Genomic DNA, 17,125 nt, shown 5'->3' with positions numbered 1-17,125 from the left:
TAGTAGATAGAAGTTAGAATAAAAAAAGACAAAGGGGCGGATGTTTGAAACATCCGCCCCTTTGTCTTTTTTTTGATAGGATTAATAAGCAAAGTTTTCTAATTCGGCTGCCTTGATTCTGAAAACGTGGCCATTTCTGGAGAAGACCAGTTCGCCGTCTTCTTTCTTTTTTTCATTTACTAATCTTTGAAAGGCAATATTCGCTCCCTTTACTATATTCTCTTCAAATTCTTTAACCTCTTGTTCACTCATAATACTCAAGTTTATTATAAATCATGGGATTAAAAACTTCCTTCTTCTCGTCCCGAAATCCTTTGGCGACAATCTCCATCGACGTCATCGAATTGTCGGTTATCATCCAGTAGTCACTGATTGGTAGGTATAATTTGAACAGATTCTGGATACCGGCCCGGTATCGGCGCCGTATCGTATTTTCCGGAATATTATGACCTCCGGCTTCCACTCTCATTTTCACTCGTTCGACTGCCAGATCCGGCGTATTCAGCCAGAAATACAACAGCGTAACATAATAACCTTCCCTTTGAGCCTCCCGTATCAGATTCGCTACCGAACGGGTGGCCAACGTGGTCTCCATGGCAAAGGTTGCTCCTGAGGCAATTAACTCTTTGATTCGTTTATACATAATCCTGCTGGCTTCAACGGCAACCGCGATACTGTCAGAATTAAAAGGGGAAAGCCCCTTAGCTATCTCGTCGGAGTTGACAAATTCTTTACACTTCAGCATTTCAGGTAGAATTGTAAAAGAAGCTGTCGTTTTACCTGCTCCGTTGCATCCCGATATTATGTATAAATATGGCACTACGTTGCTACTTTATCCGCGACAAATATAGATATTACTTTTAGATTACAAACATATTAATTCTCAAAAATAGTGAAAATGTGCAGAAAATGTCCCGGATAACTCCCGGTTCGTTGTCCAAAAGCGGGGGTTTCGTTAAAGATTACAACCGGATCAGTTCGCGCATCAAACTATCGGAAAGGAAGATCCCGCGACGTGTCAGGCGCAACCGTTCTTCGTCCCTCACCAACAGCCCTTTATCCAGAAACGGATGACTTTGTTTGTAGCAATAATCCTGGTAATCAGCCCCGAACAGGGAAGCAATCTCCCGAAGGTCAATGCCATCGGAAGTGCGCAAGCGGGTGATGATATAGTCGTTGTATTGATCGGATACGGTCAGGATCTCCCGTTCGAGATCCGGCTTCCCGGCGCGAATGGCTTGCATATAACCCGGCAGGGAAGAGACGTTCCACTCGCGGCTCTCCCCGTTGTAGGAATGAGCCGAAGGGCCTAAACCCAGGTATTTCTTACCTTGCCAGTACGAACGATTATGCTGTGAAAAGTATCCCGGACGGGCGAAGTTCGAAATCTCATAGTGCCGGTATCCGGCTTCGGCCAGCGTATCGATCAGGATCGAGAAGAGCTCGAGACTCTCCTCCTCTTCCAAAGGTTTCACCTTCTCCTGCTCCAACAGGCGATGGAGCGCCGTGCCTTCCTCATAGATCAGATGATAAGCCGAGATATGCGGGATATCCAACCGGAGCACCTCGTCCAGGTTCGCCTTCCATTTGTCCGCCGTCTGCCCCGGCAAGCCATAAATCAGGTCGATACTGATATTCGTATACCCCTGTTCCTGGCAGAGGGCGACCGCCCGAAGCGCCTGCTCCCGGTCGTGCCGACGCTGCAGGAAAAGTAAGTCCTCCGGATCAAAACTCTGCACACCCATGCTGATGCGGTTGAAAGGCAACGGTCGCAGCGCCTGAAGGTAAGCGGCGGAGAGATCATCCGGATTCGCCTCCAACGTCACCTCCCGGCAGGCCGACAGATCGAAATACCGCCCGATCATTTCGAAGATCTGCGAGAAATCTTCCGCGCGGAGCTGCGAAGGCGTGCCTCCGCCGAAATAAATCGTCTCCACAGGCTCACCTGCCAGATAGCCGTGACGCAACCGGATCTCCTCCGACAGCGCCTCCAGATAATCCGCCGTATGCGACATATCCGTATGCGAAAAGAAATCGCAATACAAACAGCGCCGGGCACAAAAAGGAATATGTATGTATAAGCCTGACATAACAGGTGCAAAGGTAATATATGTTGTCAAACACACACCCTTTCATTGTTTATATTCCTAACTATCTATAATTTGCGCCCTCGTGAAAAAAAGTCACGGCCGATCTTTATTGTTAAACTCAAATAATACCTGATATCATGAAAGTATATCAAACAAATGAAATCAAGAACATCGCCTTATTGGGAAGTTCTGGCTCTGGGAAAACCACTCTCGCTGAAGCAATGCTTTTCGAGGGTGGAGTTATAAAACGTCGCGGAACTGTAGATGCAGGGAATACAGTGTCCGATTATTTCCCGGTTGAGAAAGAGTATGGCTACTCAGTGTTCTCAACCGTTTTCAGTGTAGAATGGCAAAACAAAAAGCTTAATTTCATTGACAATCCGGGTTCCGACGACTTTATCGGCGGAGCGGTTTCAGCCCTGAACGTGACGGATACGGCTTTGATGGTGCTCAACGCACAGTATGGTGTGGAAGTGGGAACAATCAACCAGTTCCGTTATACCGATAAACTAAAGAAACCGGTGATCTTTATCATGAACCACCTCGACAACGACAAGGCGGATTATGACAATACGATCGCTCAATTACGCGAACGCTGGGGCAGCAAGATCGTGCCCATCCAATACCCGATCAGTACGGGACCGGGATTCAATGCCGTTGTCGACGTACTGAAAATGAAGATGTACCAATGGAAACCCGAAGGAGGCGTTCCGGATGTACTGGATATTCCGGCCGACCAGATGGATAAGGCACAGGAACTGCAACAAGCACTGGTAGAAGCCGCCGCCGAACACGACGATGCCCTGATGGAGAAATTCTTCGAAGAAGGCACACTGAGCGAAGACGAAATGCGCGCAGGGATCCGTGCCGGGTTGATCAGCCGCGGGATGTACCCCGTATTCTGCGTGTGCGCCAAATTGGATATGTGCGTGCGCCGTACCATGGAATTCCTGGGCAACGTAGTGCCTTCACCCGATCAGATGCCGGGATTTGTCACCACCGAAGGGGAAGAGATCAAACCCGACGCCACGAAACCGACCAGCCTGTTCTTCTATAAAACAACTCTCGAACCGCATATCGGTCAGGTATCCTATTTCAAAGTGATATCAGGTAAAGTGAAAGAAGGCGACGACCTGTTGAATGCCGACCGCGGATCGAAAGAACGTATTGCCCAGCTGTTTGTGACCGCCGGACAAAACCGTATGCAGGTGCCCGAAATGGCTGCCGGGGATATCGGAGCTACCGTGAAACTGAAAGATGTTCGTCGCGGCAATGCCCTGAACGGTAAGGGCGTTGACTATAAGTTCGACTTTATCAAGTACCCGAACCCGAAATTCCGCCGTGCGGTGAAAGCAGTCAATGATTCCGACTCTGAAAAGATGATGGAAATCCTGATCCGTATGCACGAAGAAGATCCGACCTGGCTGATCGAACAATCCAAAGAACTGAAACAGACGATCGTCTCCGGACAGGGTGAGTTCCACCTGCGCACGCTCAAATGGCGGATCGAGAACAACGATAAGATCGCCATCGAATATATGGAACCGAAAATCCCGTACCGGGAAACGATCACCAAATCGGCACGCGCCGACTACCGCCACAAGAAACAATCGGGTGGCTCGGGACAATTCGGTGAGGTGCATCTGATCGTAGAACCTTACGTCGAAGGAATGCCGACTCCGGAAGTGTATAAGTTCAACGGACAAGAATTCAAGATCAGCGTGCGTGATACGCAGACCGTCGATCTCGACTGGGGTGGTAAACTGGTGTTTATCAACAGTATCGTCGGTGGTGCTATCGATGCCCGCTTCCTTCCCGCTATCCTGAAAGGGATTATGGGACGTATGGAGCAGGGACCGCTCACCGGTTCGTATGCCCGCGACGTGCGTATCATCGTGTACGATGGAAAGATGCACCCGGTCGACAGTAATGAAATCTCCTTTATGCTCGCCGGACGTAACGCCTTCAGCACCGCCTTTAAGAACGCCGGACCGAAGATCCTCGAGCCCGTATACGATGTGGAAGTCAGTGTTCCGGCCGATTACCTGGGCGACGTGATGAGCGATATGCAGGGCCGCCGGGCCATTATCATGGGTATGGACAGTGAAGCCGGCTTCGAAAAGTTGAAAGCCAAAGTGCCCTTGAAAGAAATGTCCAGCTATTCCACTTCACTGAGCTCCATCACCGGAGGCCGTGGTTCGTTCACCATGAAGTTTGCCGCCTACGAACTCGTACCGACCGACGTACAAGACAAACTATTGAAGGAATACGAAGCCTCTCAGGAAGAAGACTAATCACGCAAAGTCAGTTTTCACTTCATTCACTGATAATTATTAATTATTACAAAAGCGGCCGTCACCGGCCGCTTTTTTTTATGTGTGATCAGAAGATAAATCCTTTTAAATAGCTCTCGGTCAGACTGTGCTTTTCGGCTATTTCTTTTTCAAACATAGATTTTACACTGAGCATTTACATCTTTCACTTTCAATATGAGAGTGAGATAATATCTCCAAATTCAATGTTTCTTCTATTTTTACAATAGTAGTAAGCGTTAAGTTTTCCTTACCCCGCAGTATTTTACTTATATACTGTTGGGAAACACCCATCAGTTTAGCCAAATCACCTTGCCTCATACCCATGGCATCCATCCGGACAAGCATTGCTGTCGCAATTCTTTGAGATTCACGTATCCACTCCCGGTTAGCCACCCGCAATTCAGCATTTTCCCTCCATTTGGACGGGACTTCAGCCCGAAGTTCCTCTAATCGCTTAATTTGCTCATCTCTTGTCTTCATAAATCACTATTTATATAGTCAAAAAAACCATCTTCATCCACAACTCCATTTTCAATCAAAAAGTTACGGACACTTTCTATTTTAACAACACGCTATAAATTAGAATACAAATATAAGCAATTCCTACCTAATGCACAACTTATAAGTTGTAAATATGAAAACTCTTCCTATAAGAAAGAACTCCTAATAACAAGAAAGGGCGTCCCTTCCGGGACGCCCTCTCCTTATCCTTCAATTAATAATTAATCATTAACCATTAATCATTAGTTTCATCTTACTACCACTTTCGCGCGAGAGGCTTTATTGCCTTGCTCAACGACGATGCCGTAGATGCCGGCCGGGAGTTCACGGATGTATTCTTCACCGTTTACACGCACTTTCTGTGCCCGTCCGTTCATATTGACAACGGTCACCGTCACTTCGCCCGGAGCGCTTACATAGATGTAACCTTCGCCACCGCGAACGTCAACGCCTTCGATCGGTTCAATACCTACCGTATATTTGAAGCTGGCAGAGATTTCCACATCTTCAGTCACCACGAACAGTCTCGGGTTTTCTTCGCTACCATCCCACCATTCCAACAGGCGATAGTCGTCCTTCATCGTTGCGGTCAGACGCAGTGTATCTCCGTAGTAATACGTATCGGCACGTAAGCCGGACAGATTTTCCACTTCGATCACGCCGTTTCCGGTCGGAGTCTGTGTCACCTTCACGGTCAGTTCCGTCGGGCTGGTCAGTGTAACGGTGATTGTCTTGTTCTTCATCACTTTTTCAAGCGTATACACGCCCTCTTCGCCTTCGATCACTTCTCCGTCTTCATCGCGTACCGTTGGCACATCGCCCGCAGCCGTAGCCAATGTAAACGTAAAGTTCTTACCGGCAGCTACCGTCTCACCTGATTTAGAAATCAACTGCACGCCACGCGGAATTTCAAGATCCACCTTGTAAGAAGAGGCGTTAGAGAAGGTGGCTTTTACTTCAACCGTATTCGCCGTACCGATCGTAAACGTACCACCGCTTGCCAATGTAGAGCCATTAACGGTCAACGTAGCCAAAGCATAACCCGTAGCCGGAGTAGCCGTTACAGTCAACGCAGTCACTTCACCCGGCAATTCCATACCTGTGGTATAAGTCTTATTGTCGTTACCCACAACCTTAATCGTTCCGTTAACCGGCGTATCGATAATCAGGACACGGGTATTGGTGATAGATACTTCTACTAATTTACCATCACCCAATTCAACTTCCGCATAATTATTCTTATCCGCCGGAACAAATTTCACGGCATACTTACCACCATCTTTCGGAGTCACATCGCCATCCACAAACTGGAATACACCCACTACCGGAGCAGCACCACCAACAAACAAGGCATTCGCCAACTTCTGTCCCGGAGCGACATAAGCCAATTCAGGTTTGGTGATTTCAGTTTCAGGATTTAATTCTTTCTTGGTCACCTCTAATGCATCCGTGAAATCCTTCGAAGACTTCTTAATCCGGTAACCCGCTTCTGTCGTAAACGCAGCTACTTCCACACTTACCGTGTATTTGCCTGCGTTCATCGGAATAAGAGTATTAGAACCTTGTTTATAAGTTATCTTGATATTTTTCTTATCGATTTCGGATAATTCGGAAACGCCGGTAAAAGTAAAATCAGAAAGAGCAAATAACTTGGTTGATTCAATTGTACTTCCGGTATATGGAGTAGTCTTACCATCTGCAGCACCAGTTGCCAAAGCCCAATCCAAAGTCACTTCAGGGCTTGCAGAGCCACTATAGATAAATTTCAGTTCGATACTGCCCTTAACATCAGCAGCAGCTATAGTGCCAGTACCTTTTAGTACATCATTATTAACTGTAAAAATAGGAGTAGCTCCAGCTTTATTCTCCTGAATAGTCACATCCGTATAACCGGCAACCCATTCCAAACTAAGATCGATTTTAATACCCGCATGAATCTTCGAGCCAGACTTAAGCACGACATCACCTTGTTTGGCAGAGAAAGTCATTCCTGTTGGAACCGTCGGATAAGTCAGGGTGTAGTTCGTACTTCCAACACCGACAGTAACAGCATCACTCACGAGATAATTCTCATCAGTCTTACCACTGGCTTGAGCGGTAAAAGTAACGGCAACAGATTTAGCCTCTGCGTTAAAATCTCCCGCACTCCAAACGCCACTCAAGGTCTTTCCTGTCTTCGTCTTTGCCACACCACCACTGATAACATAAGCAGTTTTAGCAGAATTGATTGTCACCGTAGGTATCGTTGTAATCACCGGTTTGCCTTTTGTGATTTCCATATCAAATACCTTATTTACTGCCGCATACGTATCATCCGCTGCACGGGTTACTTTCACCTTATAGTTACCGATGGAAGCAGGCACCGTAGAGATGAAATTAGTTACATCAGTCAAAGAGTACGTTACTGTAAATCCGGTCAATCCGCTCGGCGCCACATCATATTTAAAAGGTTTTGCACTACCGTCATATTCTTGCTTTTGAGCTTCCCCATCAACTGTCACCCCTTTATCCGGGTCTGCAACAGGAGTCACCTCAATAGCTGCTGTTGCAGCCTTCGTCACAAAAGTAATATTTGCATTATTAGCCGGCATCTTAAAGCTAAAGCTGGTCGGCGTAGTCAGGGTCAGCTCAGTGGTGTTTAGTAAAACTTTATCCAATTGGAATTTATCCGCAATAGCAATTTTTGAAATAACAACAGTGCTACCAACGGTAAAGCCTTTTTCTGGAGTTAATTCACTTCCGACATAGCTAGACGCTGTTCCGTTAATATCAAAACCTGTTACATTTGCATTTGCCTTAAACGTAATCGTCGGCTCACCTGTCTGTTCAAAATAAATCTTGTAACTCAATGCTTCATCGACAACAGTTGTCGTATATACATTATTTTCAAGCTTCAACTCAACATCATCCGCCGTTACCAATCTTGCCGTATAAGAGGCATTGGGGTTTAAGGTGATTACCACCTCTTTCCCGGTAGTCACTTTCGTGCCTGAGGAGATCGCTTTGTCATCCACCGTTACTGAAACGGTTCCATTGCCTGAGCCTTCTTCCACGTTCCAGGATACGCCATACGTATTGGCGGTAAAGTTCGCTACCGCAGAGATATTCTTCAGGCTTACTGCATTTCCTTTTGCAATGTATTCATTTGGCTTTCCACTTACCGCTTGGATACCGGATAAGGTAAAGTTCTTGAAAGTATAACCCCGTGCGGCTTCAGCGATCATAATAAAAGCATCGCCCTCTTCCATTTTTGTAGAAGTAACAGTAGATGTAATTTTCTGGAAATTAATGTTTCCTCCTTCAGTTGGATTAGCCGTCAGCGAAGCACTAAACTCGGCTTTTTCAACGATGATTTCTACCTCTTCGGAGTAGTTTCCTGTGCCTGTTGCTTGACAGATAAACTTTCCATTCTGGAAACCTTTACTGGAAGTATAAAACTGGAACTGCCCTTTATAGGTCGTGTTTGCTGTCGTGTAAGTTGTCGCCGAGGAAAAACTGGTATCACCTTCCTTCTTAAACTTATAGGTCAGCTTGTCTGCAGTAAGCTCACCTTGATTCTTAAGCATCCCATAGACATCCACCCATTCATTGGCTTTGGGATTAGATGTACCCTGTGCACTTACCACCCCCACAGACACCAGCAGTGCCAGGAGAGAAAATAGTAACTTTTGTTTCATAATTGAATAAATTTTAATTAATAATAATCTTAATATCTACTATAGTGGGGTTCGTTATTCGGGAACCCGGCCGAAACAAAAAATAATAATAAATAACGGTTATCAACCTCGCATCCGGCCTCTTTCAAGGCCATTACACCGCAACGGTGAAGCCCGTTCACACCATTCTAATGAGGCAAAGATAAAAATCTTTTTTTACAAGCCGCCCGCTTCCTTCCTTTTTTTTAATGAAAGCAAGAGTTATTATACAAAACACCCACTTTAATTAACGAAAAGGCTTCAATTTGCAAACATGCTGCGGGTTACGGGAAGAAAATCGGGAGATTTTCTTCCGTAGTTGGTAGTGGGTAGTGAGTAGTGGGTAGGCGCGGAGCGGTAAATAGAAGAAAATTGGAAGATTTTCTTCAGTAGTTGGTAGTTAGTAGTTAGTAGTTAGTAGTTAGTAGGCGCGGAGCGGTGAATGGAAGAAAATTTGAAGGTGTTTTACCGCTTTGCGCCGCGTGAAGGCGAAGCCTGAACGCTTCCCCTCTCGAGAGGGGTTAGGGGTGTGTGACGAGCGGAGCTAGCACAAATAAACCAGAATACCTATCTGGTATTCAAAAGCATAATAGGACTTTTAGATTTGTTTTTGCTCGCCTACGGCTCGTCACACACCCCCAACCCCTCTCAAGAGGGGAACTGGCTCGGCAAGCCTCGCTTAGGGAAGGAATCAAATATCAAAATATTTGAAAACGCGCTGCGCGCGCTGTTTACGAACAAAAACCTCAAAATACCCTCCGAACAGAGTTTTTCGTTTTTTTACTTACATCATACAGGATTTTCTTTCGCATCTGTATATCAATCATATAGCTATTTCAGATAATAAAAAAAGCAGTGAAAATCCTGTAAGTAACTTTCTGCTACCTGTTGGCGAGCCCCAACAGTGATCGGTTTAACATTGTTGTCTGTCCCGGCTGTATGATGGTAGTAAAAAAATGAAAAACTATGTGCGGGATGATCGGTTTACCACTATTTGCTATTTGCATTTGTTAACATCTGTCATTTGTCAACCCAAGCCGACTCCTTTACCGAAAAGGCCGGCAGGGTTTTCCAAAAGGCCGGCGGAGTTTGGCCAAAGGCCGGCAGGGATTTTGCGGGACTATTTACTCCTTGTTTTCATTGCCGCAATCCCCCCTTTTCAAACTACCGGTAGTTTGTGCGCAAACTACTAATATTTTGTCGCCAAACTACCGGTACTTTGTGCGCAAACTACCGGTAGTTTCCGACGGGAATACTAATACCTCATTTTCAACGACTTATAGATTGCATCAAAAAAAACAATCCTCAGATTTTTTTCTCAGAAGAAAGAAGAGAGAAGAGAGAAGAGAGAAGAGAGAAGGCGCAGAGCAGAACACCGCTTCAATGCACCCGGATCTGGATGCCGCTTTTGGTTTTGAAGACGGGGTAGAACATGTACTGCGGTTCGAATTTGTTGTTCCGGGGGTTGTGGCGGTAGTCGACACCCATGCCGACGCCGAAGTTATCATTGAATTTGTATTCCATGGCTCCGCCGATGCTGGTATGGTTGAAGAAGGGGTTCATCTGTAAGTGCGGATTGTCTTTCTGGTCGTTGAAATAATGGGTGTATTGCCCCCAGGCACGGACGGCCAGCCGCTGGTTGATGTCGTATCTGACTTTCGCGTTTGCGCCCATCAGGTATTCCGGACTCAGGTTGAAAGGCGTATGGAAATGCCCGGCAAAGCCACTGCCTGTGACCGTCCATTTCCCACTTTGCCAGGCCATGCCCGAGCTGAACATGGTCAGTCCGCCGGCGCCGGGCCAGGTGTATTGCCAACCGTTGACCACCGCGGATAGTTTGTCGGACAGCGGGGTAATCTCAATCTCGTTAAAATCAAAAGCCATCGGAGACACCCGCCTGAGCATCGGCGCATAGATATTGAAAAACGGGCTATAGGCGGCCGACAGGATCTGCATATCCATCGGGCGATCGGTTGCTGTTTGCATCGGTAGTTCGCCAACTTCGAAGTCCATGGGTTTGACCGTCGGTTTGTACTCCGGAATATACAGGTTGTAATTCAACTGGGGTATCGATAGGTTATACTCCTTTGCGGTGGGCGGGAAAAACATTATTCCTTCATTCGTCAGGAAAAAATCGTATCTGGACTGTGCCTGAATTTGCCCGAGACAGAACAGACTGATCAACATGATAAATCCTCTCTTCATCGTTCTTGATTTTAGACGGACAAGATACGAGAAATCGGGCAGATGATCAAATATATCACTATCTTTGTTTCACAAATCGAAGATAGGATGCGCCTCAACATAATCAAGCAAGCTTGCTTCTGTATTCGACTTTCACTATCTTTGTTTCACAAATCGAAGTTAGAAGACAGAAGAAGGATATGAAAAAGGATAACGATTGGAAAGACCGGTTAGGAGTGATGTACTCCACCAATCCTGATTTTCAATACAACACAGGAGACGAAGCGGAAGAAGAAACGCTGCCGAAAGAGAAACAGCCACTGCGTATATCGCTCGACAAGCGCAACCGGGGGGGAAAGATGGTGACGCTGATCACCGGTTTCCGCGGCACGGCGGCCGATCTGGAGACGTTAGGCAAATTCCTCAAAACCAAATGTGGCGTAGGCGGTTCGGCCAAAGACAGCGAAGTGATCATCCAGGGCGACCATCGCCAGAAGGTGTTGGAGCTACTACAGAAAGAAGGGTATTTGAAATCTAAAAAATTATGAATTATGAATTATGAGAAGCGCAAGCGGTAAACGAGTTATTGCTTGCGCTTCTCATAATTCATAATTCATAATTCACAATTCATAATTGCAAATTATGCTAACAATCTACCGTGCCTCCGCCGGAGCGGGGAAAACCCATCGCCTGACGGGTGATTACCTGAAGCTGCTGTTCGCTCATCCGAATGCCTATCGCCGGATCTTGGCGGTTACTTTCACCAACAAAGCAACGGACGAGATGAAAAACAGGATCATCGAAGAGTTGTATGCGCTTGCTTCGGGTCAATTCTCTCCGCATATCGGCGATCTCTGCCGGCAGTGGAAACTGACGGAAGAGAAGCTGCGGCAGAAAGCGAACACGACATTGCGTACGATTCTGCACGATTACTCTTCGTTTAATATCAGTACGATCGACCGCTTTTTTCAGCAGACCATGCGTGCCTTTACCCGCGAGATCGGGCTGCAGGGCGGGTATAGTCTGGAGATGGATCGCGACCTGGTGTTGACCGAAGCGGTGGATAACCTGTTGGCCGATCTGGATAAGAAAGAGAATAAAGTCTTACTGGGCTGGCTGTTGCGCTTCGCCGAGGAGAAGGTGGAAGACGGTGGGAGCTGGAACCTGCGGAAAGATATCATGACCCTGGGACAGGAGGTATTCAAAGAGAGCTTCAAACTGAACAGTGAGCAGGTCAGCGAAGATATTGCCGACAAAGAAGCCCTCGAGCAATACCGGAAAGAACTGTTCCGGCTGATGCAATCGGTCGAGAAAGAGGTGCAGCGCCTGGGTGAGATGGGCCTGGGGCTGATCAGCCGTTACGGGCTGACTCCCGATGAGTTTGTGAATAAAGGCCGCTCGCCTTTTCAACTCTTAAAGAAATGGGCGGCCGGCGAGATGAAAGAACCTACGGCAACGTTTATGAACCTGCCCGATACGGTCGAGAAATGGTACAGCCGCAGCGATCCGCCGGAGGTGATTCAACGCATAACCGTGGCCTACAACGAAGGGTTGAACGATTGCATCGCGGCCATCGTACGGCTCTTCTCCAACCTGACCGACTACCATACAGCCAAAGAGATTAGCCGCTATTATTATACGTTGGGTATCCTGAACGATATCTCCGCGCAGATCGCCGCCTACCGCGAAGAGAAGAACGTATTGCTGATTGCCGATACGACCGAGCTCCTGAGTAAGGTGATCGATGGCAGCGATGCACCTTTTGTCTACGAGAAGACCGGCACGCGCATCGACCATTATATGATCGATGAGTTCCAGGACACCAGCAGCATGCAATGGCATAACTTCCACCCGCTGATCCGGGAGAGCTTGGCTTATCGCCAGACAAACCTGATTGTAGGCGATGTGAAACAAAGTATCTACCGTTTCCGTAATTCCGACTGGAAATTATTGGACGAACAGGTCGCATCGGATTTCCTGCCCGAGCAGCTGGAGGAGAAGAACCTGGAAGAGAACTGGCGCAGTAGCCGCCTGATCACGGCTTTCAATAATGCCTTTTTTACCGTAGCGCCCGGATTGCTTCAGGTGGTTTACAATGAAGCCCTGGATGCCTCTTCCCTGACGGAGGCCGAGAAGGCATTTTTCTTTTCCCGGATCGTATCGGCGTATAAGCAACATTATCAGCAGCCTGCCCCCCCTCTGCGCGAGAAAGACGGGCATGTGCGGATCGAGTTCCTGTCGCGCGAAGACGAGGAGCGGCCGTGGAAAGAGGAGGCATTGGACCGTTTGCCGGGCATCGTGGAGCGCTTGCAAGACAACGGCTATTCCCTGCGCGATATCGGTATCCTGGTGCGGACGAACCAGGAAGGGGCGGCGGTGGCCGATAAGCTACTGACCCATAAGGAGGAGAACCCTTCCGACCGCTACCGCTATGATCTGATCTCCGACGATGCCTTGTTTGTCGGCAGTTCCCCTTCCGTGCGTTTATTGATTGCCCTGTTGCACTACCTCAAAAGTCCGGAGGATCGGACGGCGCAGCAGATGGCACGTTTCTCTTTCTATGCACTGACGGGCACGTTTGATGCGGATCAGGCCGATTCCCTATCGGCAAAGAAAGAAGAACTGGAAGCGCTCGCCACCCTCTCGCTCTACGAGATGGCGGAAGGGCTGTGCCGCCTTTTCGGCGATCACTTCCCGGTGAACGAGCAGGCGTTTGTCCAGGCTTTCCTCGATCTGGTGATCGAGTTTAGCCGGAAAGAGGGTACCGACCTGGGTAAGTTCCTCAAATGGTGGGAAGAGAGTGGCGTGCGCAAGACCATCGCGACCCCCGACGGGCAGGATGCGATCCGGATCCTGACGATCCACAAGGCAAAAGGCCTGGGCATGAAGGTGATTATCGTACCTTTTGGCGACTGGGAGATCGACCACCGCCCGACGCAATCGGTGATCCTCTGGTGTCGTCCGCAGACGGCGCCGTTCAATACCCTGCGCCTGGTGCCGGTACGCTACAGCCGCAACCTGGCGAATACCCGCTTTGCCACCGACTACTTCAACGAGCGTTTGTATGCTTGTATCGACAACCTGAACACCCTCTACGTCGCCCTGACCCGTGCCAAGGAGGAGCTGATTGTCTTCGCTCCCCGGCCGAAGAAGCTCACGAAGTCGGGCGAAGTGGAAAAGATCGATTCCATCTCCAGCCTGTTATGGGCCGGATTGTCGACAGCCGAACCGCACACCCGCGAAGGGCAGCCTTTGAAGGATATGCCTTCGACGTTTGATACCGAAGCCGGCGTTTTCGAATGGGGCGACTGGTGGCAAACGGAAAAGAAAACAAAAGAATCCGCCACCGAAGAGATACTGTTCGACAAATTACTCTCTGTCTCACCCGAAGAGCGCCTCGAATTGCGCCTGCACGGGAAAGAACTTTTCTTCGACGACTCGCCCAGAAAGCATGGCGCCTTGATGCATGAGATCTTAAGCCGTATCCGCACCGCCGAGGATATCCCCGATTCGGTCGAGCGCTACCGCCGCGAAGGGGTGATCAACCGCCAGGAAGCCGAAAGCCTCAAAGTGGAGTTAGAAAGACTGTTGAATAAACCGGAAGTCTACGCCTGGTATCACGCCCCCACGCGGGTACTGAACGAGGTCGAGATCCTCTCCGGCAGCGGCAAGAGCCGCCGGCCCGACCGCGTAATGCTCTCCGAAGGGCAAGCCATCGTGGTCGATTATAAGTTTGGCGACATAGAAGACCCCGCCCACCTCAGCCAGGTGCGCAACTACCTCCGCCTGATCCGCGAAATGGGCTACCCGGAGGTGAAGGGCTATTTGTGGTATGTTGGGCTTGATGTTATCAAGGAAGTTAGTAGGTAGTATTCTAACTTCTACCTTCTTTCTCTTTGTTATTCCATAAAAATGAATAATTTTGCGTTTTATTATCCTATGAAGAGACGGCGCTTGAAAAGAATGACGGTACACAAAGAGGGGACAGGTTTGCTGCTCTCCCTGTTTACGGTGTTGTTCGTTGCGAATATGACATTATATTATACTGTCGGCTGTAAAGCTCTCGTTTATACTGTTTTGGCTGTTTCTTCCGTCTTTTTCCTGTTACTTTTGAACTTCTTCCGCAGTCCGTTCCGCCGTTTCCCTTTCGATCCGGAAGGTATGGTTGTGGCGCCTGCCGACGGCACGATCGTGGCCATCGAGGAGGTGAAGGAGAATGAGATCCTGCACGAGAACCGGTTGCAGGTGTCGATCTTTATGTCGGTCTTCAATGTGCATGCCAATTGGTTTCCGGTAAACGGAACAGTTAAATATGTATCACACCACAATGGTCGCTTTATGGCGGCTTACCTGCCGAAGAGCAGTACGGAGAACGAACGCTCTGCCGTGGTGATCACGACCCGTAGCGGGATTGATATCCTGGTGCGGCAGATCGCCGGAGCCATGGCACGCCGGATCGTGACCTACGCTCAGGTAGGCGACGACTGCTGTGTCGACGAACATCTGGGCTTTATCAAATTCGGCTCGCGGGTCGACCTTTACCTGCCGCTGGATGCCGAGATCCTGGTGGAGATGGATCAGAAAGTGACGGGCAACCAAACCGTGATCGCCCGTATCCCAACGAACCCCTGCGAATAAGATGGGCATCCGAAAACATATTCCCAATACAATTACCTGTCTGAGTCTGGCTTCCGGTTGCGTGGCCATCGTGATGGCGTTCGAGGGCAACTACCTCTGGGCCGCCTTATGGGTGATTATCGCTGCGGTATTCGATTTTCTGGATGGCTTTGCCGCCCGTTTGTTGAAAGCGTATTCGCCGATGGGCAAGGAATTGGATTCGCTGAGTGATATGGTGAGCTTCGGGGTGGCTCCGGGCATAGTTGTGTTTCGGCTGTTGAGTGAGGCCGCTCCGCTTCTGCCTTTGGGCGCGTTTAACACCTATCTTCCTTATCTGGCTTTTGTGATTCCGGTCTTCTCCGGTTTGCGCCTGGCGAAGTTCAATATCGACGAACGGCAGACTACCTCTTTTATCGGTCTTCCCGTTCCCGCCCATGCGTTGTTCTGGGTCGCTCTGGCGTATGAACTGCATCCGGTGATGGCGACCTATGCCGACTGGCTCGTTCCCGCTGTCGTCCTGGTAGCTCTCGCCACCTCCTTTTTATTGACTTCCGAGATCCCCATGTTCTCCCTGAAGATCAAATCCCTCTCCTGGAAAGGCAATGAACTGCGTTACCTCTTGGTCCTCGCCGCCATCCTGTTCACCGTTCTCTGGGGTTTCCTTGGCGTGGCCGGGACAATCCTGCTCTACGTTGTATTGTCGTTGATAAAAAAGAATTAAGGGGTTTTATCCTCTTTCACCTCTTCATAATCCACATACTCGCCTTCGTCTTTGGCGAAGATCTTTTTTCTTGCGGTATTCTCCTGTTGTTGCTGACGGTGGGATTGCTGTTGCTGTTGGCGCTGCTGGCTTTGTCGTTTGTTGTCGCTATTTCCGAAGAACAGGTTCTTCAGCCCGCGCAGGAAAGAGACGCCCAATAACAGGAACATCATAAAGAAAAAGAGGACACCGAATAATAATATCTTAAACATAATTTTGTCTTATTTATAAGGAGAAAGGCAAATATAGGGATAATAGTTGATAGAGAGAAAAAGCAACTGTTGCGTTAAGATTTATTTTCTTCTTTGAAGAAAAAATAGCTTCATCTCCTGTGCACATTCCTCTTCCATAAGCCCTTGGATCACTTCCGTTTTGGGGTGGAACGCTTTCGGAGCGTATTGCTGATAGCCTCTTTTCTCGTCGGGAGTGCCGAAGACCACCTTCTTTAACTGCGACCAGCCGATGGCACCGGCACACATCACGCAGGGCTCGACGGTGACATACAGCGTGCATTCCGTCAGATACTTGGCACCCAATGCGCTGGTGGCCGCCGTGATCGCCAGCATCTCGGCATGGGCGGTCGTATCGTTGAGGCGTTCCGTCTGGTTGTGCGCCCGGGCGATGATGCGTTCGTTGCACACGATCACCGCACCGACGGGCACCTCCCCTTCGGCAGCTGCCGCACGGGCTTCCGCCAATGCCTGGCGCATGAAATACGTATCGTCGAAAGGATTCATCGCCTCATCTCGTTTTCGTTGAAGAGCGTAGGATAGTCCTCTTCCATCACTTTAAGTATATGAGACAGAACGGTCTCCCGGTACCAGCGCGATTTGTTGGAGATCTTATACCGTTCGAGGTAGCGCGCCACCGCTCGCTGCTCTTCGTCGTTAAGCATAAACGTGACCTTATGGATCCGTGGAGTCACCGGTTTATTATTCTTATGGAGGCGCGCTTTTTTCATTA

14 protein-coding genes are annotated in these 17,125 nt (G+C 48.6%); 5 read left to right on the top strand and 9 right to left on the bottom strand.

Annotated elements, in window-relative coordinates:
* Positions 1-81 precede the first annotated feature (81 nt).
* The 3 genes from M2133_RS06565 to hemW all read right to left on the bottom strand — a co-directional run bounded on the left by M2133_RS06565 (position 82) and on the right by hemW (position 2,090).
* A complete protein-coding gene (locus M2133_RS06565; protein ID WP_277465231.1) occupies positions 82-252 on the bottom strand; it encodes a hypothetical protein in 171 nt (56 codons plus the stop codon).
* On the bottom strand, positions 245-820 hold the full coding sequence (locus tag M2133_RS06560) for a zeta toxin family protein (RefSeq protein ID WP_277465230.1): 576 nt from the start codon (positions 818-820) through the stop codon (positions 245-247). Before M2133_RS06560 ends, M2133_RS06565 begins: the two co-directional genes overlap by 8 nt.
* 142 nt (positions 821-962) lie before the next feature.
* Positions 963-2,090, bottom strand: a complete 1,128-nt coding sequence (hemW, locus tag M2133_RS06555) for a radical SAM family heme chaperone HemW (RefSeq protein WP_277465229.1) — start codon at positions 2,088-2,090, stop codon at positions 963-965.
* A gap of 137 nt (positions 2,091-2,227) precedes the next feature.
* On the opposite strand from hemW, the gene M2133_RS06550 reads away from it, so the two are divergent.
* Positions 2,228-4,384, top strand: coding sequence for an elongation factor G (locus tag M2133_RS06550; protein ID WP_277465228.1), 2,157 nt, complete (start codon positions 2,228-2,230; stop codon positions 4,382-4,384).
* A gap of 162 nt (positions 4,385-4,546) precedes the next feature.
* On the opposite strand, the gene M2133_RS06545 is transcribed toward M2133_RS06550, so the two are convergent.
* The 3 genes from M2133_RS06545 to M2133_RS06535 form a co-directional block, all read right to left on the bottom strand.
* Entirely contained in the window at positions 4,547-4,885 is a 339-nt protein-coding gene (locus M2133_RS06545; protein ID WP_277465227.1) for a helix-turn-helix transcriptional regulator, read from the bottom strand.
* A gap of 269 nt (positions 4,886-5,154) precedes the next feature.
* Positions 5,155-8,583, bottom strand: coding sequence for a T9SS type A sorting domain-containing protein (locus M2133_RS06540; protein WP_277465226.1), 3,429 nt, complete (start codon positions 8,581-8,583; stop codon positions 5,155-5,157).
* 1,398 nt (positions 8,584-9,981) lie between these two features.
* The gene (locus M2133_RS06535) at positions 9,982-10,806 is read right to left on the bottom strand and encodes a hypothetical protein (RefSeq protein ID WP_277465225.1); all 825 of its coding nucleotides are present in this window, start codon (positions 10,804-10,806) and stop codon (positions 9,982-9,984) included.
* Positions 10,807-10,985: 179 nt separating this feature from the next.
* On the opposite strand from M2133_RS06535, the gene M2133_RS06530 reads away from it, so the two are divergent.
* The 4 genes from M2133_RS06530 (at position 10,986) to pssA (ending at position 16,123) form a co-directional block, all read left to right on the top strand.
* Positions 10,986-11,333, top strand: coding sequence for a translation initiation factor (locus M2133_RS06530; protein WP_277465224.1), 348 nt, complete (start codon positions 10,986-10,988; stop codon positions 11,331-11,333).
* 94 nt (positions 11,334-11,427) lie between these two features.
* Positions 11,428-14,655 (top strand): UvrD-helicase domain-containing protein, encoded by a 3,228-nt coding sequence (locus tag M2133_RS06525; RefSeq protein WP_277465223.1) that lies wholly within the window; start codon positions 11,428-11,430, stop codon positions 14,653-14,655.
* A gap of 93 nt (positions 14,656-14,748) precedes the next feature.
* Positions 14,749-15,423 (top strand): phosphatidylserine decarboxylase family protein, encoded by a 675-nt coding sequence (locus M2133_RS06520; RefSeq protein WP_277465222.1) that lies wholly within the window; start codon positions 14,749-14,751, stop codon positions 15,421-15,423.
* Position 15,424: 1 nt separating this feature from the next.
* Complete coding sequence (gene pssA / locus M2133_RS06515) at positions 15,425-16,123, top strand: CDP-diacylglycerol--serine O-phosphatidyltransferase (protein WP_277465221.1); 699 nt, start codon at positions 15,425-15,427, stop codon at positions 16,121-16,123.
* Here the strand turns inward: pssA and M2133_RS06510 are convergent.
* From M2133_RS06510 to M2133_RS06500, 3 genes are all read right to left on the bottom strand, one after another.
* The gene (locus M2133_RS06510; protein WP_277465220.1) at positions 16,120-16,374 is read right to left on the bottom strand and encodes a DUF4834 family protein; all 255 of its coding nucleotides are present in this window, start codon (positions 16,372-16,374) and stop codon (positions 16,120-16,122) included. The two genes, pssA and M2133_RS06510, sit on opposite strands and share 4 nt — an antisense overlap.
* 81 nt (positions 16,375-16,455) lie before the next feature.
* Positions 16,456-16,899, bottom strand: a complete 444-nt coding sequence (locus M2133_RS06505; RefSeq protein ID WP_277465219.1) for a nucleoside deaminase — start codon at positions 16,897-16,899, stop codon at positions 16,456-16,458.
* Entirely contained in the window at positions 16,896-17,123 is a 228-nt protein-coding gene (locus M2133_RS06500) for a hypothetical protein (RefSeq protein WP_277465218.1), read from the bottom strand. Before M2133_RS06500 ends, M2133_RS06505 begins: the two co-directional genes overlap by 4 nt.
* Between the last annotated feature and the right edge of the window lie 2 nt (positions 17,124-17,125).

It is taken from the genome of Parabacteroides sp. PF5-6 (assembly GCF_029504695.1).
Lineage (GTDB): Bacteria > Bacteroidota > Bacteroidia > Bacteroidales > Tannerellaceae > QVMG01.
This window is presented reverse-complemented; position numbering and strand designations above follow the sequence as displayed.